Genomic DNA, 24,849 nt, shown 5'->3' with positions numbered 1-24,849 from the left:
TTCTTTTTTTTAAGGAATGTTATGACAGCATCTTGTTCAACAACAACGAGTACAACTTCAGAAAGTGCCGAGCTTGATTTGTTAATGATAGAATCGGGATCAGAGACATCTTCAACAACCGATGCTGAGGTTAGCGTTCCTGATTGTTGCCAAATGGCTATCTTACGTTCCATGTCGGATACTTGCTTAAGTTTACTGAATCAATCAGGATCGGTATTTTCACAACTTCCTCCCCAAGATAAACCTGCGCCCTCAGAAACTTTAATGGCAAAGAATGGTATGTTGATGAAATCTTCATCTCTACCGAATCTGTCATCACAAAAATCTCTAGATACATTTTCCTCTTCTGATAAAAATCCTGCTTTGCGACAAGCCAGCCAATCTTCGTCTTTTGCTTCTGTAAAAGAACAAAAAGCACAAGCAAGTATGGGATTTTCCTCTTGCTTAGCTCCTAAAGACGAAAATTCCATAACAAAAACAACAACACTGGTCTTAAATCTACCGGAATCTAAAGACGATGGTTTAGGGGGAAAATCATCCATTACCCTATGTACAGCACAAGTTGAAGTTCAAACTTACGATAAACAAACCATAAAAGAACACAGTCTGAAAGATACTGTTAGAACTTCTGAAGAAGCTGCAAAATCTGCACTATCTTCACCAAAACCTTCTACATCTTCTCTCAGTCCTATGGCGCTATTCAGCCATGTACAGAAAGAGACTACAGAAACACGTCTCGATACAAAATCTCAAGAAAGAGAAGAAGGAAAAGGAGAACAAGGACAGCAAGAACGTCAGGATCAAGAACAACAACATCATAAACAGAAAAGAGATTTCGCTATTGAAGAACTTTCTAATCAAATGTCTGCTCACTATACGCAGTCGCGTAGCTTACCTGATGAGATTATTGAATTTGCTCTTACAGAAGCACAGCTCAGCTCTCTGATGCATATGCGTGTATCAAATTTGGATGTTCTTAGAATCTGTGCAGAAATTATGAAGCTCATGTTGAATAGCAGAGAACAAGATAATCTTTCTCGTTTAGAAGCTAGAAAGCATCTTTTAGAAAAAGCTAAAGAGCTCATTGAAAGTTATGAAAGTCAAGCCAAGATTTCACAATGGTTAGGAATTGCTACGGCAACTTTAGGTATTATAGGAGCGGCAACTCCAATTATTGGTGAAATTTCTGGAAAACGCATTCTAGGATTTATCCAAAAACATACAGGATTATGGAAAGGAGCAACAGCACGAACATTCTTTAAAGGCGCTGGTAAAATTTGTACTTCATTATCGCAACTTACAGAAGCCTCATCAAAAATTTATGAGTTGAAAGAAACTGCGTCACGAACATTTGCAGAAAATTATAAAGAGATATTCCGTATGGAACATGACGAAATCACCCGCTCTATCGAAGAGGTGAAAGATCATTGGAAAAACATGGATAATTTCTTATTACAGGTATTACAAACAGAACACGATGCTGTTCGCAGTCTTTATCAATAGAGCGTACTTACTTTCGTATATTTTTATATGCTTTTGTCTTACCCCAAGGAAAAGTAACATCACAACTTTTCTCTGTGAAAAATATTGCATCCCCATCAGGTAAAGAATCTAAAGGGAAGGAAATACTGATGACCATATTCCCTGACTTTAACTTTGCTAAAGCCATTAAAATACCTTTCAATACCTTCAAAGAATACGACGAACCATAAAAATAGACACAAGAAGCCTGTGATAGTTCTGTTTCATGAAAATATTCTTTAAAAAATATTGTCGGCCGCAAAGATAACAGCTTATGCATGCGAGAAGCGAAGTTAATAAAACTAGATTGATTATCTATACCCACAACCTGACATCTTAGAATATGGGAAAACCAAAAACACACCTTTCCTAATCCGCAACCTAAATCATAAACGATATCTTGAGAGGTAACTCCGAATTCCCTACTCACTTTATTTAATGCTGACCAAGGAGTTTCTCCATAAACATTCCCCTCCTTTAGTAATGAAGATTGCGGTGAACGACGTAATCTCTTGTAGGGATTCCTCAATAAAGAATAAGAAAACTTCGCTAGATCATATACGATTAGTTTTGGGTATTTAATGTAGAGCGAGAAGGATAAATAAATGTATTCTCTAATAGAGAACATTATTCTGTGCATTCCTACTCGCAACACATATAAAAATGAAGACTTTTTAATTACGAAGCTCTTTAGGCGGTTGGAATACGACATCTTCTATAGCAAATATATCTTCTTCAATTTGTAAATCGGGTATTAACTCTTTTAATCTAGAAATACAAGATTGAACAATATGCTCGGGAGTTGATGCTCCTGCTGTTATTGCAATATCACCGGAATAATTCAAAATCTCATCAGAAATATGATCCGGGCTGTTCACTAATCTAGAGGGAATATTTCGTTTTTCAGCAACTTCTCGCAAACGATTGGAGTTTGAACTTTGCACATCTCCAATAACATAAACAAAGTTTACCTTAGGCAACACCGAACGTAAAGCTTCTTGGCGATTTTGTGTAGCATAACATACAGAAGAACTAGGTAAGGTAACAATATTCGGGTAACGTACTTTTAATGCTTGGGTAATTTCAGCAACATCATCCAAACTCAACGTTGTTTGAGTCACAAAAAATAAAGGTATCTCTACTCCGAAAGGAAGGTTCGCAACATCTTCCATCTTTTCCACTACCGTAACACTTTCAGGAGCTTCTCCACGAATCCCAATAACCTCTACATGCTTTTTCTTGCCTATCAAAATAATTTGATAACCCTTACTTGCATAAAGCTTAACTGCGGAATGAATCTTAGTTACCAGAACACAAGTTGCATCAATATCAAAAAGATTCCGAGTCTTTGCTTCTTCACGAACTTCTGGAGGAATACCGTGAGCAGAATAGATAACCTTTTCTCCACAAGGAACATCGCTAAGATCTTCAATAAAGATAGCCCCTCTCCTTTTGAGATCATCTACCACATGACGGTTATGAACAATTTCATGTTTCACATAAATCGGGGCTCCCCATTTTTCTAAAGCAGCCTCTACCACTTGAATAGCACGAACTACCCCACCACAAAATCCTCTAGGATTACTTAATATAACCCTACGCATACACCTCACCTCCAAACTTGAGCATGATGCTTAATAAAAAAAAACCTTTGGAAAAAGATTTTTTACTTTTTCTAAAGGTTATTAATATAACAGAAGATTTTTATATTGTTATATTTATTATGACCTAGTTCTTATATTTTATCTTTCTTCCGAATGAGAGGCATTTTTATCTGCTTCTTTCTCAATGAGATCAAGAACTAAACTTTTCACATTATTAATGTAATCAGAATATCTTCCTGTTTGTACGTCCATATCTGTAACATCTAAATATACGTGAGGAGAGACTCCTAAATTCTCTATATAAGAACCGTCTGGTCTTACTGCTAGAGATCCAGTTAAAGAACAACTTTTAATTCCTGTTCTATTAGGAAACTCTACGTTAAAGACAAAACCTCCAGCTCCTGCTGTAGTCATTCCTACAATCAAGGCTCGCTTATTATCTTTCATAATCGCAGGGAATAAATCTCCACAGGAGAAATCTTCCTGATTGATCAAGACACATATAGGATGTGTATAACGATGCTCAGGATGTGGGTGCACTTTAGCAAATCCTAATAAAGGCATAGGTGTAGAGAGATTAATATCTCCATTTGCCCAGCATTTTAAAACGGTATTAGAAAATGTCTGTAGATATCCTACGGCATTCATATCGATAGGATAACCTTCCATATCATCACCGAGAGCATTTCTTGCTTGCTCGTCAGTTTCAACACCATCGAGAAGATTCAACCATTTTACTGCAGATTGAACTTCACTTTGGGTTAAAATCATCCTATGTCTAGGTGTTTCTAAAGGCGTGTCTGTTAATCTAGAGATCAACGCATAAAGATAGAATACACTACCACCTGGATTATTAGTCTGATCAATAATCAAAGCTTCTGTTTTCTCTTGTAAAACACTTATGATCTCACTGAAGTCATTCCATGGGGATTCCATATTCATAACACTACGGTCTTCCATATCCGTCCAAGAATATGTAGAAATTCTAAGGAATCCAATATTGTGAGATTGTCCACGATTATCTGTACATGTGAATACATAGGCATGGTAGGGGCCACTTTTAGCTCTCCACGTCACATGTCCGAAATCAGGGAAGAAACCTTTTTTACTTCCGATATTGTAATCACTATTTAAACCACGTTTATATTGCTCACGTAGTTCGCCCCAGAAATAGGGGACCATTTCGTTTGTGAATAAGCAGTTTTCAGAAGCATTAGATATTAAAGGTAAAGCGCGGCCAGATCTCATCTCAATTACTGGATCTTTTACCAAAGGAGCTATTAAAGATAGATCCTGAATATGCTCAGGGGTATGGCGCCATTTAACTTTTACCGTACGTGTCAAACCGCTAGGACGACGAACCTTTAACGTAGCTATTCCTATAGGAATTTGCTGGCCTAAGGCAGCAGAACGAGAAAAAAGTGTTCGTGCGGCTGCAGCATAATCAGAAGGAGCGCCTCTACCGGTACGTACACTTTCGATCACCTCCATAATCGGCATGCCGTCCATCTCTAAAATTTCATCTCCCACAGAAACATCTGAGCTATATGTATGCACGTCGACAACAAAGCATCTATGAGAATTGCTTAACTTGACTGTATAAGGTAAATGAGAATTCTCTGTACGGAAGAAGGTAATCCCAGCATGGAAGTCATTTAAATCGGAGATATATTGCGCAAAAACTCCTTGGCAATAGCTTGTTGAAGGATTTTCCTCAATACATAATCTTAAACGCGCCTGATCCGTTGAATCTTTCAAATTCCAACGAAAAAGCTTATGTTTCCACTCTTTAGGAGCGTATTTGACATCAAGTAAGTGTTCTAAAAAATCCAAGTCTGAACATGCATTTTTTTGAACTAGAGTCTTAGCAGAACCTGAAATCTGAAAACCTAATACTAGGGAGCAAATCAAGGTTGTAATTTGTTTCACTTTCATATTTACCTCTCTTCCAAATAGAGAATGTTTATAAGGAGGTGGTATGATAGGGGTATAAAGATTTTATTAAAACAAAGTTTTTAAAAAAAATTTTTAACTCTAAGACAACCAACTCAAAACAACATAGCAATGCGCTCGAGCATAAAATATGAAATAAGACCACCAAAATAGCTAGCTAGTGCAATCCAAGAGATCTTTTTAAAATACCATAGAAAATCAACTTTCTCGATACCCATGAAGGCAACTCCAGCAGCCGATCCTATGATTAAAATACTTCCCCCAGTGCCTGCCGCATAAGCAATCAACTTCCATAGAGTATCGTCCAATGGGACTTGATACATACCCATAGTCGCAGCAACAAGGGGAACATTATCCAATACGCTTGAAATAAGACCAATAAAAATAGCCACAACATTCCTAGAAAATATCCTGTCCATGCTCATTGAAAGTTCAGAAAGAACATTAGAAAAAGTCAAAGCATTAACAGACAACAAGATACCTATAAAGAAGGTAATGGAGGAAATATCGATCTTCGTTAAAATATGAGGAATACGTAAGTGATAACGATCTTCCCCATGGGGAGAATGAATCCAGTCGCTAGCCAACCAAACAAGCCCGAGTCCTAATAAAGCTCCAATAAATGGTGGAACACCTAAACAAGCTTTCCAAATCGGAACCATCAATAAAGATCCCAAACCAATACAAATAATTAAACCACTTTTTTTAGGAGATCCCTCCATCTCAACATCCTTAGAGATCATTCCTGTGGTTCTCTTCTTAAGCATAAATTGTGCGCAAATTCCAGCTATAAGAACACAAACTAAACTAGGAACAAATAAAGCACGAATGATTCCCCAAGAAGTCACTTTATTATTAATCCACAACATTGTTGTCGTTACATCTCCTAAAGGAGTCCAAGCCCCCCCAGCATTTACACTAATAACGCAAATTGCTCCTAAAAGCAGGCGATCTTCTCGAGACTTGACCAAACGCTTCAAAATAGAGATAATGATGATGATAGATGTTAAATTATCCAAGGCAGCGGATAAGAAAAAAGAAAGCCCTATCAGCACCCAAAGAAGTAGAGTTCTAGATTGTATATAACAACACCGTACTATAATTGAAAATCCCTTGTGTGCGTCTATGAGTTCAACAATGGCCATCGCTGCGAATAAGAAAAAGATTACCTGAGCCATATCAGCAATTTCTTCAGCTAGAATCATGTGATCTGCATGTTGCATATGAGAAAAACAAACTAGCCACATCAAACCTCCCATAGCTAAGGCTACAGCAGATTTATTCACTCGCACAATATGCTCGAAAACAATCGCGATATATCCAAATAAAAACAGAGCACACAATTGGAATTTCAACATAATGACCTCAAAAATAATTCTACGAACTAGTGTACTCCTATTTACAGGTTAGGTAAAGTAGGAAAAATCCTTCCAGATTAAGAAAAGCGTTTCTTTTTTATATACTAAAATCAAAAATTTGTTATTTAGCACCGTTTTATACAGCAATTCTATATTCTTGAAGCTTAGATTTGACGAAACAAAACGTCTATAAACATAACGAACTATTTGACAAAGATACTAAAGAACAGAACAATAATAAAGTTCTCTAGTTCTGAATCCACGTTAGGAGTCTAGTGAAAGTCGCCTTATCGTTTAAACATCTTGTTCCCAAGCTTTATACTTGTATTAAGGAAGGTTATACCTTTAATACATTTAAAAAAGATTTCTTAGCCGGACTTACTGTAGGCGTTCTAGCATTTCCGTTCGCTATTGCTATTGCAATCGGTGTAGGCGTATCCCCTATTCAAGGTTTGCTAGCCTCGATCGTTGGAGGTTTTATAGCCTCTGCTTTAGGCGGTAGCCGTGTTCTTATATCAGGACCTACAAGTGCTTTCATCTCTATACTTTACTGTATTTCAGCAAAATATGGTGTTGAGGGGTTATTCACAATCACCCTAATGGGAGGGGTATTCCTAGTAGCTTTTGGACTTACTGGGCTTGGCACTTTCATTAAATATATGCCCTATCCGGTGGTTACGGGATTAACAACAGGTTTAGCTGTTATCATTTTTTCCTCTCAAATTAGAGACTTTTTAGGTCTACAAATGGGAGATAGCGTTCCCACAGATTTTATTGCTAAATGGATAGCTTACTGGGATTATCTATGGACGTGGGATAGTAAAGCTTTTGCCGTAGGGTTGTTTACCCTACTGATCATGATTTATTTCCGCAATTATAAGCCCAGATATCCAGGAGTAATGATTGCTATTATCGTAGCTTCAACACTAGTGTGGTTGCTAAAAATCGATATTCCTACGATTGGTAGTCGTTACGGAGCTCTTCCACAATCGATACCTTTGCCTTCATTCCCACATCTTAGCCTGACAAAAATTTTACAGCTTATGCCGGATGCTTTAACTATCGCTGTTCTTTCCGGTATTGAAACTTTACTTTCAGCTGTAGTTGCTGATGGTATGACAGGATGGAGACATCAATCCAATTGCCAACTTGTCGCCCAAGGTATTGCAAATATTGGTACATCATTCTTTGCTGGAATGCCTGTAACAGGTTCCTTATCAAGAACCGCAGCAAGTATTAAATCTGGAGCTACAACTCCTGTAGCAGGATTAATTCATTCAGCCTTTATCTGTGTTATTCTTTTAGCTTTAGCACCGCTAACAGTAAAAATCCCCCTCACTTGTTTGGCTGCTGTTCTTATTCTTATTGCTTGGAATATGAGTGAAATCCATCACTTTATTCACTTATTCACCGCTCCTAAGAAAGATGTTGTTGTTCTCTTAACTGTCTTTATTCTTACAGTCATGACAACCATCACCTCTGCAGTGCAAGTGGGTATGATGTTAGCCGCATTTTTATTCATGAAACAGATGAGTGATCTTTCTGACGTGATATCTACAGCAAGATATTTTGATGAGAACAAGCAGGCAAAAGATGACGATCTATTTTCAAAATCTGAAGTTCCTGCACATACGGAAATCTATGAGATCAATGGTCCTTTCTTCTTTGGAATTGCTGATAGATTGAAAAATCTTCTCAATGAAATAGAAAAGCCCCCAAAAATTTTCATACTATGTATGAGTCGTGTACCCACAATTGACGCATCCGCTATGCATGCTCTAGAAGAGTTCTTCCTAGAATGTGATCGTCAAGGAACACTTTTACTTTTGGCAGGAGTGAAAAAAACACCGCTAAGTGATCTTAAACGCTATCATTTAGATGAGCTTATCGGTGTTGATCATATTTTTTCGAATACGAAGAGCGCTCTCTTATTTGCTCAAGCTTTGATTAATTTAGAGAGCAAATCCTCTCATTAATGTTTCCCTACCATAGATTCAGGAACAACAAGACGATCGAACTCTTCTGCAGATAGGTATCCCATCTGTACACATGCTTCCTTTAAACCTATATTGTCATGGAAAGCTTTTAAAGCCATTTTAGAACATTTATCATATCCTAAAACTGGAGTTAATGCTGTAACAAGCATTAAAGAATTATCCAAATATTCTTTGAGACGATACTTGTTCACACGCAAGCCTGAAACAAAATAATCTGCAAAAGCTTGCATAGCCCCCGAAAGAATATCTACAGATTGTAAGAAATTATAAATTATCAATGGTTTCATAACATTGAGTTCAAAATTTCCTCGGCTTCCACCAATGATTACTGCCTGATTATTTCCTATAACTTGAGCACAAACCATTTGCAAAGCTTCGCATTGTGTAGGATTGATCTTACCAGGCATTATTGAAGATCCCGGCTCATTCTCAGGAAATAGTAACTCTCCTAAACCACATCGAGGACCCGATCCTAAAAAACTCAGATCCGTAGCTATTTTTGTTAAAGAACAAGCTAAAGTAGCTAAAACACCATGAGCATTTACTAGCGTATCGTGATTAGATAATGCTGAGAAATAATTTGATGCAACAATGAAAGGCTCTCCTGTTTCCTGACGTAAATAGTGGATAACTTTATCTATAAATCCATCAGGAACATTCAATCCCGTGCCCACTGCAGTTCCCCCTATAGCCAACTCATACATATGTGTAAGGGAAAACGCAATCCTCTCTAAACATTGACGTATCTGATTACTATAGCCAGAAAACTCCTGTCCTAATGTCATAGGAACAGCGTCCATTAAATGTGTTCTCCCTATCTTCACACAATCGCGAAATTCAGCAACCTTAGTATCTAACACCCTTTGCAGATGATCCATAGCGGGGATCAACTTTTTCTTAAGACTAATCACCGCAGCAATATGCATAGCTGTAGGGAAAACATCGTTAGAAGATTGGGATTTATTTACATGATCATTAGGATGTATTGGTGTTTTACTACCTACAACACCTCCATGACGTTGAATAGCTAAATTAGCAATAACCTCATTTACGTTCATGTTGGATTGCGTACCGCTACCCGTTTGCCACACTTTTAAAGGAAAGTGCTCGTCAAAATTGCCTTCAAGAATCTCAGCAGCAGCAGAAACAATCATATCACAATATTTTGAATCTAAAAATCCTAGATCACGGTTTACTTTAGCAGCACATTTTTTAATCCTAACTAAAGCACGGACAACTTCTTGAGGCATAATCTCAGGAGCCCAGGAAAAATATTTTTGAGAACGCGCCGTTTGCGCGCCATATAACTTATCTTCAGGGACTTCCACAATTCCTAAACTATCATTTTCTTGCCGCATATATTCTACTCCCTTATGATTCCTTTATTATTTCTTCCTCTAGATTTACAAAATGAAAAAAAAGTTTTTACATTACTTTATAACTATTTCATTTTTAATTTTGTTTTGGGAATTTTTTGCTAAAAATAACGCATCATTTTCCTTTCTCTGTCCACCGCCATCAAAAATAGCAGTGAATTTTTCAGATTCTATGAATCTTATTCTTTCTTCTTCCTGGTATACTCTGCGAGGTATTTTAGGGGGATTCTTTTTAGCACTATTATTGTCGATAGGATTAGTAATCCTTATGCTGACCTATAAGCCAGCAAAAGATCTCTTAAATCCATTTTTCATACTGGTACAATGTACTCCTATGTTCACCCTAGCGCCGTTAATTGTGCTATGGTTTGGTTGGGGATTAAATGCTGTTATTGTCCCAACAGCACTCACAGTCTTTTTCCCGCTAACAATAACAATCTATCAAGGAATCACATCTACTCCTGAAGAACTCTTAGAACAATTTATTTTACATCAAGCAACAAAAAAACAAATTTTCATTAAGCTACGCCTCCCCAATGCTCTTCCTCATATATTTTCCGGATTAAAAATTGCTATGGGATCCGCAGGATTTGCTGCTATTGCTGGAGAATGGGTAGCTTCACAGTCCGGTCTGGGTATTCTCATTCTTGAAAGTCGAAGAAACTACGATATGGAAATGACCTTTTCAGGATTATTTGCATTAACAACGGTAACCTTTATTCTATTTCAATCGATTCTGCTAAGCGAAAAACTTACCTTTGCTCTATTTCGCATAGAGAAAACAACGAAGAGATTTAGATTGCCAAGTAGAAAATTTGCTTTTCTACTCATTCCTTTGCTCATCCTACCTATATGGAAAGTCAAGACTAAACAAATAAACCCAAGTAACCTCACCCCCATAACTATACTTTTAGATTGGACTCCTAATCCTAACCATATTCCTCTATATGTAGGAGTTTCTAAAGGATTTTTCCGTAACCAAGGTATAGATTTATATATTCAAAAAAGTACAGATACTGGTGCTGTTATTCCTCATGTTCTATTTGAACAAGTAGACCTGACTCTCTATCACGCCCTTGGAGTAATAAAAACCTCTCTTCAGGGGGCTCCCGTACAAATAGTAGGGTCTTTAATAGACTCCACCCTACAGGGGTTTATCTATAGAAAAGAAGACAATATTTCAAAATTTGAAGATTTAAATAATAGAGTATTGGGTTTTTGTTTAAACAACTCGAGGGACCTTTCCTGTCTATTAGAAACGTTGCGTCTACACGGAGTTATTCCCTCAGACGTAAGAAATGTAAGCTCTGATTTAATCTCACCAATGTTATTGAAAAAAATTGATTTCCTCTATGGAGCTTTTTATAACATTGAAGGTGTTAAACTAGATACTTTAGGAATGCCTGTAGGTTGTTTCCTCTCCGATTCTTATGGACTTCCTACCGGACCTCAACTTCTCTTATGTGGAAAAAAAGATACAAAAGCTACATCTCCTGAAGTTGTTGAAGCTATACAAATAGCTCTTCAACAAAGTATTGACTACTGTAAAAAATATCCTAAAAAAGCTTTTCAAGCTTATCTTAAAGCAACCCCCGACACACCTAAAATTGTGAAAGATGAAGTTCTTCAATGGGAGGCCACACTTCCTCGACTTGCAAAATCTCAAGAACCCTTAAGTCAAGAACTAGGGAATACCTTATTACAAGCTATAGTACATCGTTATCCAAACTTTGCAGCTAAGATCAGTAACTTTTCTCTAAGTCAGATATATCCGTCTAACTCACAGGTTTGCCAGGATGAGAAAATACATGAGCAAGCCGAGATAATACATCTCGAAGTACTTCCATCGGTTTCTGGTCAGCACTGATACGAGAAACCTTATGAATAGGATAGTGTTGAATGATGGCATCAATATCTTTTTGATATGACTGCAAACGCTTTTGCAATACTTCAATACCAACTTCGTTAATTCTTCCCTTACTATAAAGAGATAGTTGCGTACGCTCAAGTAACTTAGCCTCTTCATGCACCTCTAAAATAATTACATGACGTACTGTAATATATGAATCTAAAAGCTTGGCTTGCCCTACCGTTCTTGGAAGACCGCTAATGAGCAGATCTTGACGATCTGGCAGAAACTTTCCAGTAGCAACCAATCCTTGAACATAATAATTCCATACGGCAACAACATCTTCATCAGGAATCAAGGATCCAGAAACTGCGTATTTATGAAAAAGCTGTCGAATAGGAGATCCTATAGGATAACAACGAAAAATATCACCAAGAGAAACATAAACCTGACTGTCCCCGTGGGCTATGAAATTTCCCAGTAAATCTTTACCAGCTCCGGGAGGACCAAATAAAAGAATAGAAGAGAAAGGCTTAGTATAAAGCTTTATGCTATGTGCTATGGATTCATCTATCATAAGATAATTTAGCTATCGGTATCGTGATTTCTATGTTTCTCCACACTTTAGTTGATTACCTTGAAAAATAATAGCCCTAGCATATAAAAATTCTTCCCATGGACACTATTTATTTTTTGTTACCCCAGGCTTGCATATTATTATTAGCGGCTGATGCTTTAACTAATGTTTTAGTATTAAATCATGTACTTGCTCGTTACTCTAGAAGTGAGCGTTTATCGCTATTAGCCAGAGAAAGTGTATTTGCCCTCTTTAGTATGTTTGCTCTTTATGAGGCAGCTTTAGGCACTCTGTATATATTAAAAACTCCTCTATGCGCAATACAGGTTGTTGGGGGTATTGCTGTCACTTTGACGGGAATGCGGGCTATTTTAAATTTAAGTAGAGAAAATAGTTGGAAAGGCTTTACATCTCCCTCTGCTCTATCTTTGGTAACACCTATAGCTTTACCTCTTATGATCGGGCCTTCTTGGCTAGCAGCTTGCTGCATTTTAATAGGTAAACGCTATAGCTTTGCTTCTGTTTCTCTTATTCTCGTTCTTTCTTGGATCCTTATTTCTTTAGCAACGATTATCCTACAAGTTTTTGTCGGCGGAGGAAAGGAAAAGGCTAAAGTACTCCTCGCTACACAAACAGTACTCGGTCTTTTCGCGACAATTGTAGGTACACAGCTACTTATGTCTGGATTGCAATTAGCCTTCTTATAAAAGAGACGTCTTATGCTATTAACTCTGATTAATCTTAGCTTACTATTCTACGTGCTCTTTGATGCTCCAGGATCTGTTCCTGTTTTTGTGTCTTTATTGAAGCACTACTCGGCAAAAAGGCAACAACGTATCATTCTTAGAGAATGTATCTTTGCTCTTGTTACCTTATTACTTTTTGTCACATTTGGAAGAAAATTCTTTCAATTTCTTGATATCTCCTTATACGCATTTCAATTCATCGGCGGTGTTTTACTGTTTTCGGTATCATTGAAAATGATGTTGGTGCCCCCACCTATAGAATCCGATTCATCTGAACCTCAATCAGAGCCTATCTTCTTTCCTTTAGCTTTTCCTGTAATCACCGGACCAGCAGTTATTACTTCATTGCTTAGCTATATGGAAGAAGATCTGTTTTCTAAAGAACTCATTCTTGGTGCTATGATTATCGCTTGGGTATTATCTGTATTCACCTTATTAAGTTCGAGTTTCTTCAACCGCATTCTCGGGTCTTCTGGTTTAGTTGCCTTAGAAAGATTATTCAGTATTGCCTTATTATTAATGTCTGCAAACCTCATGCTCAAAGGTATTTCAATAGCATTTAACATAGGTTTTTATATTAAGTAGTGTAATTAGATGAAAAGAAACGATCCCTGCTGGTGTGGAAGCAAACGCAAGTGGAAACATTGCCACTATCCCCAGGCCCCTCAAGTATCTTGGGAACAACAAAAACAGTATTACGCGTCACAATATGATATTATTTTAAAGACTCCTGAAGAAATTGCAAAAATTCGTCATGCTTGTCAAGTTACCGCACGCATTCTTGATGCACTCTGTAAAGCATCTAAAGAAGGTGTAACTACAGAAGAATTAGACCAATTCTCACGTCAATTACATAAAGAATATAACGCAATCCCTGCACCTCTAAATTATGGGTCTCCACCTTTTCCAAAAACCATTTGTACTTCACTTAATGAAGTAATCTGTCATGGGATTCCGAATGATATTCCTTTAAGGAATGGCGATATTATGAATATCGACGTTTCTTGTATTGTTGATGGATACTATGGTGATTGTAGTCGTATGGTTATGATCGGTGATGTCTCTGATATCAAGAAACGCGTCTGTCAAGCATCTTTAGATTGTCTCAATGCAGCTATGGCCGTATTAAAACCTAACCTACCCTTATATGAGATTGGTGAAGCTATAGAAGCTTGTGCTGATACTTATGGGTTTTCTGTGGTAGATCAGTTCGTAGGTCATGGCGTAGGAATAAAATTCCATGAAAACCCTTATGTGCCTCACTATAGAAACCGTAGTAATATCCCTTTAGCTCCTGGGATGACATTTACCATAGAACCTATGATCAATGTCGGGAAAAAAGAAGGAATTATTGATCCAAGGAATCATTGGGAAGCAAGAACTTGCGACAATCAGCCTAGTGCACAATGGGAGCACACTCTATTAATTACTGAGACAGGTTATGAGATACTAACTCTTCTAGAGAAGTAATCTCTTCTTCTAAGCACTCTATATGTGCAAGAAGGTTTTGAATCATCTCAATATCTTTCATATCTGCAAAATTTGAGGTCATTTCCTCTTGTTTTTGTAAGGTAAGATAATCCTCACGAACCAAGAAAAGCTCTTTACGAACTTCTGCCAATGTTTCTGTCTTTTCAGCAAACTGTGCCTTTAGCTGTAAATACTTATCTTTATAAGATTTGGATTCATCAGCAACAGGAGTTTTAATAAGAGTTTCTTGTTGATTCACAAGAACGTGTAATTGAGTGAGTTCTTCGTCTTTCTGGTTTAAAAGATTCTGAAACTCTTCTAGTCGCGAGCGTAACTGATCTACTTCTTCAATATGAGATTTAAGACTATGGCATTCATTTTCTAAGTTTTTTCTTAATAACTTCTCTTCAATAAGAGCATTTTCTAAAGATGACACCTTTTCATCTTTTTCATGTAAAGCTCGGATCCATAATTCGGCGTCCTCACGTCTTTCTTCACTATTAGAGAAAGTTTCTTTTCCAGATACCCAAGAAAATACTGAAGTAGTTTCATCCCCAGCTACAAGACGAACATATTCATTATGTAAAACAGCATAATCTTCTAACCAACTATTTTTCTGATCAGCAAGAATTTGCAAATCTAAAGCCATATGCTCCTGCTTCTTACAAGAATCTTGCAGCAAAGTACGACATTCTTGAAGCTCAGATTCTAAAGCACATGCACGTTTTTCTAAAAATTCACACGCCATAGTTTTATCGTGAACTGCTTTATCATAAGACACTTGAATCTCAGTATATTGATTCGACAGCTGATCGTATTTTTGTCTTTGCTCCTCATTTTCTTCGTCGATAAGAGATATACCGAAAACAAAAATTCCCCAAGACAACAAAAAGGCCACAGATAATCCCAAAGCCCATAATAATGAAGAACAAGTAGCAATATGCTTATAGTAGTATACAAATAGAAATAAACAAGAAACTACACAATATCCCCAAAAACGGAAATATACAGAAGCAACTAATGCTAAAGCAGAAAAACACATCATCAATAAAAGTAAAGTCGTGTCCACAATAGAAGCACAACCTAATCCAGAGAAAATCAAAACTATAGATGATAGAAATACCCACTCTATTGAGAAAGACCTACATCTACCCAACAAGGTTTCCCATCTAAATCCTTGATAGACTTTCTGATAAAGATGCTTATTAAAAACGTGCATGGCCTCAAATCCCATACAAGAATACTCCTAAGACTCTTCCAGAGAATCTTGAGCTTTAGTTAATAAATAGCTAATTACAGCAGGATCCCCTTCATAGGTCATCTCTACTTTCATCTTGCCATCTGAAGACGCATGCCCACAAGTCACCAGTACATAAGCACTCACATCCTCATCGAAAGTTCCTGTACTGTCATCACATTCGTTTCCAGACACTTCCTTCTCCTCTCTAGCTAAAGGCCCCTATTTCCAATCTAGTGATCTCTCATTCATCGATTGATAACAAGTCCTTTATTTTCTTTAGAAACTCTAAATTTTAGAGATCAAAACTTTTTTACTTTCCTTGCAAAATTTTTTAATTCTATTTGTTACTAAAGGAAAACAACTTATTAAACAAACCAATTATTAATTGAATTTATTATTTAATAAAACGCTTTGTTTGTTGGTAAAATAAAACTAAACAAAACTAAAAATTTTTCTATTATGACAGTACAACCTATAAGCACCACATCTACGGCTTCGATAGCAACTAGAGAAGCGACGCAGGCTGCTCAACTTCCCCCACTGGATCCATTAAACACACCTCCTATTGGCGCATTGCTTTTTAGCATTTACGAGCTTCTTTTACAAGCGATTGAAATTCGACAACAAACAGTTCTGACTCAATCACAACAATTAAATGATAATACTAATATTCAACAACAATTAAACCAAGCAACTAATCAAATCAAATTTGCTGTAGTAAGTGCTGGGGGAAAAGAAGACGAAATTACTCGAGTACAAAACCAAAACCAAAACTACTCCGCTCAAAGATCAAATATTCAAGACGAATTAGTGACTGCTCGACAAAATGGACAAATTATTCTCTCACACGCATCTACGAACATCAATATCATCCAACAACTAGCTTCTCAAGACTCCTCATTCTTAAAAACAACAAGTTCCATTGGAAGTACAGTAAACCAACTCAATAAACCTCCTTCATAAGCAAGTAGGAAAACAACTTAAAGTTAATCGAAGAAAATAGGTAGGAAATTATGTGGTTCTCTTCTCCAGCACTTCAAACTAGCCCTAGAGCCGCTATTGACGTTCCCGGCACATCCATTACAGGTGGACCTAATACAGCAACAGCTGACGAAATTATTGCAAAATTTGCTAAAGATTCCAACCCACTGATTATTACCGTGTACTATGTATACCAGTCAGTATTGGTTGCTCAGGATAACTTATCTATTATCGCTCAAGAACTTCAGTCTAACGCTTCCGCTCAAACTTTTTTAAACAACCAAGAAGCTTTATACCAATATGTAACTATCCCTAAGAATAAATTAAATGATAACTCTTCGGCATTTTTACAGGATGTTCAAGCAACCAACCAAGCTGTTGGAGCTTCTAGACAAGCTCTGCAAAACCAGATTTCAGGACTAGGAAATGGTTCCCAAGTGATTTCAAGTAACTTGAATACTAACAACAATATTATCCAACAGTCCCTACAAGTAGGTCAGGCTTTAATTCAAACGTTCTCACAAATCGTGAGCTTGATAGCAAACATTTAATCTTAAGGAACTTAGTATAATGAGCATCCAATCTACAGCATCAAACGTTGATAAAGTCCCAACAGTTGTTCCTCCAAGTACAAAAGTTGTCCCCGATAGTATTGTGATCAATAAACCTTCGGCTATCTACTTTTGTATTTCTGTAATGCTACAATTATCCACATCAACTACAGAATTTGGAAAATCAATTATGGCAGTGCTACAAGACAATACTGTAGCACAACAAAAGAAAACAAAAGAGCTTATCAACTTGCCTTTATTGAAAGTTCCTGACCTTCAAAAAGTTGATAACTTTGACGAAAATAAGCCTGAATATAAAAACCAAACAGAAATTCAAGCTTTTCAAACATCGAATCAGCAAATTACTGCTAATCGACAGCTAATCCAACAAGAACTTTCTGCCGCACAACAAAGAGCTCAAGCAAACCAAAAAGCTGTAAATGCTACGTCTACGGAGTCTATGAAGTTATTGCAAGCAACTAATGCTCTCCTATCTTCATTAAAAGAATATACTATTAAAGCAAATCTAACGACATCTCCGTCTGATTAATTATTTAGATAAGGACTTCTAATAAAACAATCCATGATCTAATATAAGGCATTACTGAAAAGATAAAGAATCAGGTAAAACCTCCATGAGGGTTATCTTCCCAGATAAACATAACAAAAACCCGTTTCTCACTCAGGTACTTAGACAACTTCCTTCGTTTATCTTAATAACCTCGTGTATTTCTCCTTTACTTTCCTACCTGATGAAAAAACTCTTTGGTATTCCAGGGATTATTGAAACTTTAGCACTATCCACAGCGGGAATACATAAACATAAATTTTGGCAGTTTATTACTTACCCCCTGATTACCGCAGATTCTCTGTGCATCCATAAAGAAGGATGTATGGATATCACGCAGCGCTTACTTATTCGAAATGTACTTGGTTTTACTTTCTTCTATAAAGCGACCAACCATATTATTCGAAAACTAGGATCTATGACTTTCCTAGTTCTTATTGTTAGCCAAACTCTTATCACAGGAGTCGTAATTTGGGCATGCTTAAAACTATTTCACAGTTCACAAGCCCTATTTGGTCCAGAATGTTTGATTAGCACGCTAGTGTTAATTTGGGTTTTTCTTGATCCGGAAAAACGTCTTGGACTCAATCCCTTTCCCATTACCCTATCACGCAAATGGGGATTTGTAGTCTTAGCAACCTTCTACTTTTTTATTCTTCTGTTCTCAGGAGCTTTTGCTATATTTTTTGGATCAATGCTATCAATAATGTTAGGAGTTCTCTTTTGCTATAAAGAGAAAATTCCTAATCCTTACAGAATATCCCGAATGTTTTAAGCTTCATCGGCAAATAAAGCTAAAATTGCTGCTCTTGCTTCTCCTAATCCAGAAAGAACACCTTCTTCAAACCTAAAAAAAGGATTTTCTTCTAGTATAGAGAAATCCATCGGTTGCAATACATCATCCGAGGTTAAGTTTGGAATGATTTGTTCTCCAACATCTTGTAAACGAGATTTTTGATTCTCATAAAGCTGATTTAATAAATCATGTATTTTATTTTTCATTTTTCTCTTTTCGCTTCTCTATAAAGAATTGTTTCATCAATCGTTCGGACTCTTCACAGCAGATTCCAGAAAAACATTCGACATGGTGAAATGGATGTTTTTCTGTAAAAACATTTATCCAACTTCCCCCTGCGCCCAAACGTAAATCTGGAGCTGCCCAGACAGTTCTACGAATGCGAGCCAGCTGAATAGCTCCGGCACACATTAAACAAGGCTCTAGAGTACAATAGAGCTCAGCATCTACCAAACGCCAATTCTCTAAATATTGTGCTGCAGCCCCTATACATAAAATTTCAGCATGAGCTGTGGGATCTTGTAGCTTTTCCGTAGTGTTGTGACCACGAGCAATTATTTTATTATCTTTAACTATAACACAGCCTACAGGAACCTCGTCTTCGTCATATGCCTGACGAGCTTCCTTTAGAGCTTGATTCATAAAAAATATATCTTTTTCTATATCCATTGGCTTTATATTAAATAACTCATAACCACTTTTTGAATCAGATTATAAAAAAAAGACTCCTATATAATAAACAGTAAAAAGTCCTCATATTAGTTTAACAAGCATTTTTGAATCAGATTCAGAATGTGGAATTTTTATTTACAAATCAAAAAAACCCGTCTCACCATACCAAAAGGTGTACATTAACAATCTTCTCAAGTATAATTGGCTTTTGCGGCAATTATTTTATTTTAAGGAGACATCCAATGTCTTTGGATAAGGGAACTAAAGAAGAAATTACAAAAAAGTTTCAACTTCATGAAAAAGATACCGGTTCAGCAGATGTGCAGATCGCTATATTAACAGAACACATTACAGAACTAAAAGAACACCTCAAGAGATCTCCTAAAGACCAAAATTCTCGACTAGCCCTACTAAAACTGGTAGGACAAAGAAGAAAGCTCTTAGAGTATCTTAACTCTACAGACACCGAAAGATATAAAAATTTAATTACAAGATTAAATCTAAGAAAATAATCTTTCATTGATTTTCCCCGAACATAAGATCTAATCAGGAGTCCTTCATGACATTTGAAACTATTTCCGTTACCCTCGAAGAAGGCAAAACATTAGTATTTGAAACGGGGAAAATTGCTCGTCAAGCTAACGGCGCCGTTCTTGCTCGCATGCAAGAAACTTGGGTTTTCTCATCTGTTTGCGCGGCTAATCTCGAAGAACCGGTGGACTTCCTTCCTTTAAGAGTCGATTATCAAGAAAAATTTTCTTCTATAGGAAAAACTTTAGGTGGGTTCATTAAAAGAGAGGGTCGCCCAACTGAAAGAGAAATTTTAACCTCTCGTCTAATAGATCGCTCTATGCGTCCTTCTTTTCCAAATCGGTTAATGCAGGATGTTCAAGTTTTATCTTATGTATGGTCATATGATGGGGTAACTCTCCCCGATCCTATAGCTATTTGCGGTGTTTCTGCAGCATTAGCTATTTCTGATATTCCTCAAATTAGTATTGTAGCTGGTGTTCGTGTTGGCTTTGTCAACAATAGTTGGGTAGTGAATCCGACAAAAGCTGAAATGGATGTTTCTAGAATGGAACTCGTTTTAGCGGGAACTGAAAATGCTATTTTAATGATAGAGGGTCATTGTGATTTCTTTACAGAAGAGCAGGTTATTGAAGCTATTGAGTTTGGTCATAAACATATAGCAACAATCTGCGGGGCAATCAAAGATTGGCAAAAGAAGATAGGTAAGGAAAAGAACTCTGATGTTGTTGTTCCTCTTCCAGAACAAGTACAGTCTTCTGTAAATGCATTTGTTGAAGGTAAATTCTCTGATCTTTTGAAAATCAAAGAAAAGAAGGCTTTTGAGGCTGCTTCAAAACAATTAGAAAATAACATTGTAGAGAAGTTGTTAGAAGAAAATGAAATCTTCACAGCATTGGATATTAAAACAGCCTTTAAACAAGCTAAATCAGATTACATGCGTACTTTAATACGCGAACAAAGTGTTCGTTCTGATGGACGTTCAGTAACAACAATCCGCCCTATTTCCATTGATACATCCTTCTTACCAAGAACCCATGGAAGCTGTTTATTCACTCGTGGAGAAACGCAAACCATGGCTGTTTGTACTTTAGGTAGCGAAGCCATGGCACAACGGTATGAAGACTTGAATGGGGAAGGATTAGCTAAATTTTACTTACAGTATTTCTTCCCTCCTTTCTCTGTTGGAGAAGTAGGAAGAATAGGCTCTCCAGGAAGAAGAGAGATTGGTCATGGTAAGCTTGCTGAAAAAGCTTTAAGCCATACTTTACCTGATCCTACAAAGTTTCCTTATACTATCCGTATAGAATCCAATATTACTGAATCTAACGGTTCTTCATCTATGGCTTCTGTTTGCGGAGGCTGTTTAGCTTTAATGGATGCTGGGGTCCCTATTAAAACTCCTATAGCCGGTATTGCTATGGGATTAATCTTAGATAATGATCATGTAACTATTCTTTCAGATATTTCTGGATTAGAAGATCATTTAGGAGATATGGATTTTAAGGTTGCTGGGGATACCGAAGGAATCACGGCATTCCAAATGGACATCAAAGTAGAGGGTATTACTCCTGCAATTATGCAAGCAGCTTTAGCTCAAGCCAAAGCTGGTCGTCAACATATCCTTGACACCATGAAAGAAGCCCTTGCAGCTCCTAAAACAGATTTATCACAATATGCTCCTCGTATTGAAACGATGCAAATTAAGCCAAACAAGATCGCTACCGTTATTGGGCCCGGAGGCAAACAGATTCGTCAAATTATTGACGAAGCTGGAGTTCAAATTGATATTAATGACTCAGGTCTTGTCAGTATCTCAGCATCTTCTCCACAAGCAATAGAAAAAGCTAAGTCTATTATTGAAGGTTTAGTTGGTGAAGTGGAGGTTGGTAAGATCTATGAAGGTCGCGTGACATCTATCGTTCCTTTTGGAGCTTTCGTAGAAATTCTCCCTGGTAAGGAAGGCCTTTGTCATATTTCTGAGTTCTCTAAACAACGTATAGAAAACGTTGGCGATTTCGTTAAGCAAGGAGATATTTTAGCTGTTAAGTTGTTAAGTATTAACGAAAAAGGTCAATATAAACTCAGTCATAAAGCTACTCTTAGTGAATAGTCTTCGTTTCTCTTAAGTCACTTGAGAAAATAAAAAAGCCACATAAATTATGTGGCTTTTTTTAATATCATTACTAAATTCAAAAACTAGCTTAAGTAGTAGTGTTGTTGAGTTTTAATGTACCATCTTTCATAGCGTCTTCTTGAGGTGGAGGTGGAGGCAAATCATCAGATACCTTCTTGAACAACATTCCTTCTTCTTTCAAACGTGCTCTTTTCTTTTCAGGATCCCATGTATGATCCATGATTTCTTTAACATCCTTAGCATCTAAAGTTTCAAACTCAATTAACATCTGAGTCATAAGCTCTACTTCATCTCGATGCTCTCTGATAATTGTTAAAGCACGCTGATAGGCAGCATCTAACAATGCCCTTAATTCACCATCAATAGCTTTTGCTGTTTCTTCCGAATAACTTTTTTCATGATACGATCCATAACCCGTAGAAGCATCCGAACGTTCATCATAAGTTACAGTACCTAATTGTTCACTCATTCCCCATTCGCAGACCATACTACGGACTAATTTTGTAGCCTGAGAAATGTCTTGCTGAGCACCACTAGAAATATCTCCTAAAAAGATATCTTCTGCGGCACGACCTCCCATAAGAACAGCTAATTGATCGAAAAGTTCTTTTTTCCAATAGCTAAGCTTATTTTTCTCAGGAAGAAAATGCGTGGCTCCCAAAGATAAACCTCGAGGAATAATTGTGACTTTATCTACAGGATCTGCGTGTTGCACGCAAAGACCTACAACAGCATGTCCTGATTCATGGTATGCCGTAGTTTTTCTTTCTTCAGCATCCATCTCTAAACTACGACGTTCTTTACCATAGAGAACCTTATCACGAGCCTCAGCAACGTCTACAGCAGTAACTGCAGTACGATCTTTACGAGCAGCAAGAAGAGCTGCTTCATTTAATAAGTTCTCCAAATCAGCTCCAGAAGCCCCAGGAGTACTTCGCGCTACCGCCATAAGATCTACAGTAGGATCTAATTTGATTCTCTTAGCGTGTACAGCTAGGATTTCAAATCTACCTTTAATGTCAGGTAAATTCATAACCACACGACGATCAAAACGGCCAGGACGCAATAACGCCTTGTCTAATACGTCAGGACGATTAGTTGCAGCCATAAGGATAACCCCCTCATTCGTACCAAAACCATCCATCTCAACAAGTAATTGGTTTAATGTTTGTTCACGTTCATCATGACCACCACCAATACCCGCACCTCTATGACGACCCACAGCATCAATCTCATCAATGAAAATGATACAAGGAGCGTTTCTCTTGGCTTGCTCAAACATATCACGAATACGGCTAGCACCAACACCAACGAACATCTCTACAAAATCCGAACCTGCTATTGAGAAGAACGGTCGGTCGGCTTCTCCAGAAACGGCTTTGGCTATTAAAGTTTTCCCTGTTCCAGGAGGTCCTATTAATAATACACCTTTAGGGATTCTTCCCCCTAGACTCGTAAACTTTGTAGGATTTTTTAGAAAATCTACAATCTCTATTAATTCTTCTTTAGCCTCTTCAATACCGGCAACATCAGCAAAAGTAACTTTATTTTGTCCCTTCATTAACAAGCGTGCTGGAGATTTGCCGAAAGACATCGCAGAACCATTCATACCACGCACCTGTCTGGAAAAGACGAAATAGACAAAGACAAGCACAAGGATAATAGGTAAAAATGTAAATAGATATCCTATATAATGTGGAGCAGGCTCCTCACTTTTAAATGTTTTCTCTAATACCAAGTTACGTGGCTGATCAGGTGCCTTAAAAGTTAAGGTACGGTTATGAGAAAAACCTTCCCATTCTTGTTTTGCTCCAGAAAACCAATGAGCAAATACCTCAGGATCTTGTTTTTCTAAAGCTCGAGAAGATAACTCCTGATTATTGAAATACCAAACTACCTGGCTGAGTTCTCCTCGAAGCTTATCCAGCTGCGCTTGATTGATCTGACTATCTTCGACGAGTTTCTCATATTTACTACGTTCTTCACGATATAGACGTACTGAACGCAACTGACCAAAACGCTCGCCATTATCAGATAAAGCTAGTGATGAAGAAATTCTCTGTAAAGAACCTAAAACTTTCTGATAAAGAATACCAAGCTGCTCAGCATCCATCGATTGAGTTAAAGAAAGCTCTACTTGTTGGTAGAGATCTTTTAATTCGCGTTTCAAACTCTCAGAGCCCACCCCTAAAGCGGGAGATAGATACTTTCCAATCAGTTCATATAAATCTGAACCAAATGTACGCAGACTCTCACTAGATCTAGGAAGAGTTTGATAACGCTGCTCCAAAGAACGTAAATTGATAATTTGGAAATTATTTGAACCTTCAACTACAAGAGCTGCTAAAGAAGATTTTCCTAATTCTACGCTAGGAGAAATTAAATATCCTGTTTCAGGAATAGGCGATCCTGAAATTGCAGAAAACCATAAAACAGAGCTCTCGACCTCTTTCGAAAGGTTATCTAAACTCTTATTTATTTCTTGAAGATCAAATTCTAATTGATGTCTTTGATCTATTAATTCCAAATAATGATAGCGTAGCTGGCTTTCAGCTGTTGGAGATTCACGAAAACGTCCACTAAATGAAACTAAATTATCATTCAGAGCAATCTTTCGGCTATCTTCGGGATAAATCAATTTTAAGTTTACTAAATGCTCTAGCTGATGGCTAAAACTGACCCGGGCTTTCTTGGCGACTAGAAAATTTTGAACGGCGATCACACCGAAGATTACACCAAATAGAAGGAAAAAAAATACCGTAGGAAAATTTTTTTTCGATTCGGGCTTCATTTTTTTATCTTTAGACATAAACTACACAACTAAGCTAATCAATCAGACAGGTAATTATTTAATATAGCATATTTTTTATTATTTTGTTTATAAAACCTAGTTATAAAATAAAAAAAATATGAAACACTGTA

The 24,849-nt window shown here is 37.1% G+C and carries 23 protein-coding genes; 12 read left to right on the top strand and 11 right to left on the bottom strand.

The features are described from left to right. Positions 1 to 21: 21 nt before the first annotated feature. Positions 22 to 1,503 carry a hypothetical protein gene (locus O1W70_RS04370; RefSeq protein WP_332381620.1) on the top strand — a complete coding sequence of 494 codons (1,482 nt, stop codon included), beginning with the start codon at positions 22 to 24 and terminating at the stop codon, positions 1,501 to 1,503. A gap of 7 nt (positions 1,504 to 1,510) precedes the next feature. On the opposite strand, the gene O1W70_RS04365 is transcribed toward O1W70_RS04370, so the two are convergent. The 4 genes from O1W70_RS04365 to O1W70_RS04350 form a co-directional block, all read right to left on the bottom strand. Next, entirely contained in the window at positions 1,511 to 2,233 is a 723-nt protein-coding gene (locus tag O1W70_RS04365) for a class I SAM-dependent methyltransferase (protein WP_332381621.1), read from the bottom strand. Next, entirely contained in the window at positions 2,196 to 3,125 is a 930-nt protein-coding gene (gene ispH / locus O1W70_RS04360) for a 4-hydroxy-3-methylbut-2-enyl diphosphate reductase (RefSeq protein ID WP_332381622.1), read from the bottom strand. Before ispH ends, O1W70_RS04365 begins: the two co-directional genes overlap by 38 nt. A 138-nt stretch (positions 3,126 to 3,263) precedes the next feature. Next, entirely contained in the window at positions 3,264 to 5,060 is a 1,797-nt protein-coding gene (locus O1W70_RS04355) for a protease-like activity factor CPAF (RefSeq protein WP_332381623.1), read from the bottom strand. A gap of 113 nt (positions 5,061 to 5,173) precedes the next feature. Further along, positions 5,174 to 6,436 carry an NhaD family Na+:H+ antiporter gene (locus O1W70_RS04350; protein ID WP_332381624.1) on the bottom strand — a complete coding sequence of 421 codons (1,263 nt, stop codon included), beginning with the start codon at positions 6,434 to 6,436 and terminating at the stop codon, positions 5,174 to 5,176. Between the two features lie 275 nt (positions 6,437 to 6,711). Between O1W70_RS04350 and O1W70_RS04345 the strand changes: the two genes are divergently transcribed. Then, positions 6,712 to 8,412 (top strand): solute carrier family 26 protein, encoded by a 1,701-nt coding sequence (locus tag O1W70_RS04345; protein ID WP_332381625.1) that lies wholly within the window; start codon positions 6,712 to 6,714, stop codon positions 8,410 to 8,412. On the opposite strand, the gene fumC is transcribed toward O1W70_RS04345, so the two are convergent. Continuing rightward, positions 8,409 to 9,791 (bottom strand): class II fumarate hydratase, encoded by a 1,383-nt coding sequence (gene fumC / locus O1W70_RS04340; protein WP_332381626.1) that lies wholly within the window; start codon positions 9,789 to 9,791, stop codon positions 8,409 to 8,411. The two genes, O1W70_RS04345 and fumC, sit on opposite strands and share 4 nt — an antisense overlap. Positions 9,792 to 9,843: 52 nt before the next feature. Here fumC and O1W70_RS04335 point away from each other — a divergent pair, with 52 nt between their 5' ends. Then, positions 9,844 to 11,676 carry an ABC transporter substrate-binding protein gene (locus O1W70_RS04335; protein WP_332381627.1) on the top strand — a complete coding sequence of 611 codons (1,833 nt, stop codon included), beginning with the start codon at positions 9,844 to 9,846 and terminating at the stop codon, positions 11,674 to 11,676. On the opposite strand, the gene O1W70_RS04330 is transcribed toward O1W70_RS04335, so the two are convergent. Continuing rightward, the gene (locus O1W70_RS04330) at positions 11,585 to 12,235 is read right to left on the bottom strand and encodes a nucleoside monophosphate kinase (RefSeq protein ID WP_332381628.1); all 651 of its coding nucleotides are present in this window, start codon (positions 12,233 to 12,235) and stop codon (positions 11,585 to 11,587) included. The two genes, O1W70_RS04335 and O1W70_RS04330, sit on opposite strands and share 92 nt — an antisense overlap. A 98-nt stretch (positions 12,236 to 12,333) precedes the next feature. On the opposite strand from O1W70_RS04330, the gene O1W70_RS04325 reads away from it, so the two are divergent. From O1W70_RS04325 to O1W70_RS04315, 3 genes are read left to right on the top strand one after another with little or no spacing between them, the layout of a single operon-like run. Beyond that, positions 12,334 to 12,942, top strand: coding sequence for a MarC family protein (locus O1W70_RS04325; protein ID WP_332381629.1), 609 nt, complete (start codon positions 12,334 to 12,336; stop codon positions 12,940 to 12,942). Between the two features lie 12 nt (positions 12,943 to 12,954). Then, on the top strand, positions 12,955 to 13,566 hold the full coding sequence (locus tag O1W70_RS04320) for a MarC family protein (RefSeq protein ID WP_213241380.1): 612 nt from the start codon (positions 12,955 to 12,957) through the stop codon (positions 13,564 to 13,566). A gap of 9 nt (positions 13,567 to 13,575) precedes the next feature. After that, positions 13,576 to 14,451, top strand: a complete 876-nt coding sequence (locus O1W70_RS04315; RefSeq protein WP_332381630.1) for a methionyl aminopeptidase — start codon at positions 13,576 to 13,578, stop codon at positions 14,449 to 14,451. Here O1W70_RS04315 and O1W70_RS04310 read toward each other — a convergent pair. Next, a complete protein-coding gene (locus O1W70_RS04310; RefSeq protein WP_332381684.1) occupies positions 14,408 to 15,559 on the bottom strand; it encodes a hypothetical protein in 1,152 nt (383 codons plus the stop codon). The two genes, O1W70_RS04315 and O1W70_RS04310, sit on opposite strands and share 44 nt — an antisense overlap. 138 nt (positions 15,560 to 15,697) lie before the next feature. Next, a complete protein-coding gene (locus O1W70_RS04305) occupies positions 15,698 to 15,883 on the bottom strand; it encodes a hypothetical protein (protein ID WP_332381631.1) in 186 nt (61 codons plus the stop codon). 267 nt (positions 15,884 to 16,150) lie between these two features. Here O1W70_RS04305 and O1W70_RS04300 point away from each other — a divergent pair, with 267 nt between their 5' ends. The 4 genes from O1W70_RS04300 to O1W70_RS04285 all read left to right on the top strand — a co-directional run bounded on the left by O1W70_RS04300 (position 16,151) and on the right by O1W70_RS04285 (position 18,566). Then, positions 16,151 to 16,654 (top strand): DUF720 domain-containing protein, encoded by a 504-nt coding sequence (locus tag O1W70_RS04300; protein ID WP_332381632.1) that lies wholly within the window; start codon positions 16,151 to 16,153, stop codon positions 16,652 to 16,654. A gap of 50 nt (positions 16,655 to 16,704) precedes the next feature. Next, the gene (locus O1W70_RS04295; RefSeq protein ID WP_332381633.1) at positions 16,705 to 17,223 is read left to right on the top strand and encodes a DUF720 domain-containing protein; all 519 of its coding nucleotides are present in this window, start codon (positions 16,705 to 16,707) and stop codon (positions 17,221 to 17,223) included. Between the two features lie 19 nt (positions 17,224 to 17,242). Continuing rightward, positions 17,243 to 17,773: a CT847 family type III secretion system effector gene (locus O1W70_RS04290; protein ID WP_332381634.1), complete on the top strand. Its 531-nt coding sequence runs from the start codon at positions 17,243 to 17,245 to the stop codon at positions 17,771 to 17,773. Between the two features lie 85 nt (positions 17,774 to 17,858). After that, complete coding sequence (locus O1W70_RS04285; RefSeq protein ID WP_332381635.1) at positions 17,859 to 18,566, top strand: hypothetical protein; 708 nt, start codon at positions 17,859 to 17,861, stop codon at positions 18,564 to 18,566. Here O1W70_RS04285 and O1W70_RS04280 read toward each other — a convergent pair. After that, a complete protein-coding gene (locus tag O1W70_RS04280; protein WP_332381636.1) occupies positions 18,563 to 18,793 on the bottom strand; it encodes a hypothetical protein in 231 nt (76 codons plus the stop codon). The genes O1W70_RS04285 and O1W70_RS04280 overlap by 4 nt on opposite strands. Then, positions 18,783 to 19,256, bottom strand: coding sequence for a tRNA adenosine(34) deaminase TadA (gene tadA, locus O1W70_RS04275; protein WP_332381637.1), 474 nt, complete (start codon positions 19,254 to 19,256; stop codon positions 18,783 to 18,785). The genes O1W70_RS04280 and tadA overlap by 11 nt, the downstream gene beginning before the upstream one ends. Before the next feature lie 245 nt (positions 19,257 to 19,501). On the opposite strand from tadA, the gene rpsO reads away from it, so the two are divergent. Continuing rightward, complete coding sequence (gene rpsO, locus O1W70_RS04270) at positions 19,502 to 19,771, top strand: 30S ribosomal protein S15 (protein ID WP_011006716.1); 270 nt, start codon at positions 19,502 to 19,504, stop codon at positions 19,769 to 19,771. Between the two features lie 47 nt (positions 19,772 to 19,818). Next, positions 19,819 to 21,903, top strand: a complete 2,085-nt coding sequence (pnp, locus tag O1W70_RS04265; protein ID WP_332381638.1) for a polyribonucleotide nucleotidyltransferase — start codon at positions 19,819 to 19,821, stop codon at positions 21,901 to 21,903. Positions 21,904 to 21,994: 91 nt separating this feature from the next. Here pnp and ftsH read toward each other — a convergent pair whose 3' ends face one another. Beyond that, a complete protein-coding gene (gene ftsH / locus O1W70_RS04260; RefSeq protein ID WP_332381639.1) occupies positions 21,995 to 24,736 on the bottom strand; it encodes an ATP-dependent zinc metalloprotease FtsH in 2,742 nt (913 codons plus the stop codon). Between the last annotated feature and the right edge of the window lie 113 nt (positions 24,737 to 24,849).

Source organism: Chlamydia sp. 16-02 (assembly GCF_042235055.1).
GTDB lineage: Bacteria > Chlamydiota > Chlamydiia > Chlamydiales > Chlamydiaceae > Chlamydia.
Note: the sequence above shows the minus strand (reverse complement) of the source record. Positions and strands in the feature narration are given on the sequence as shown.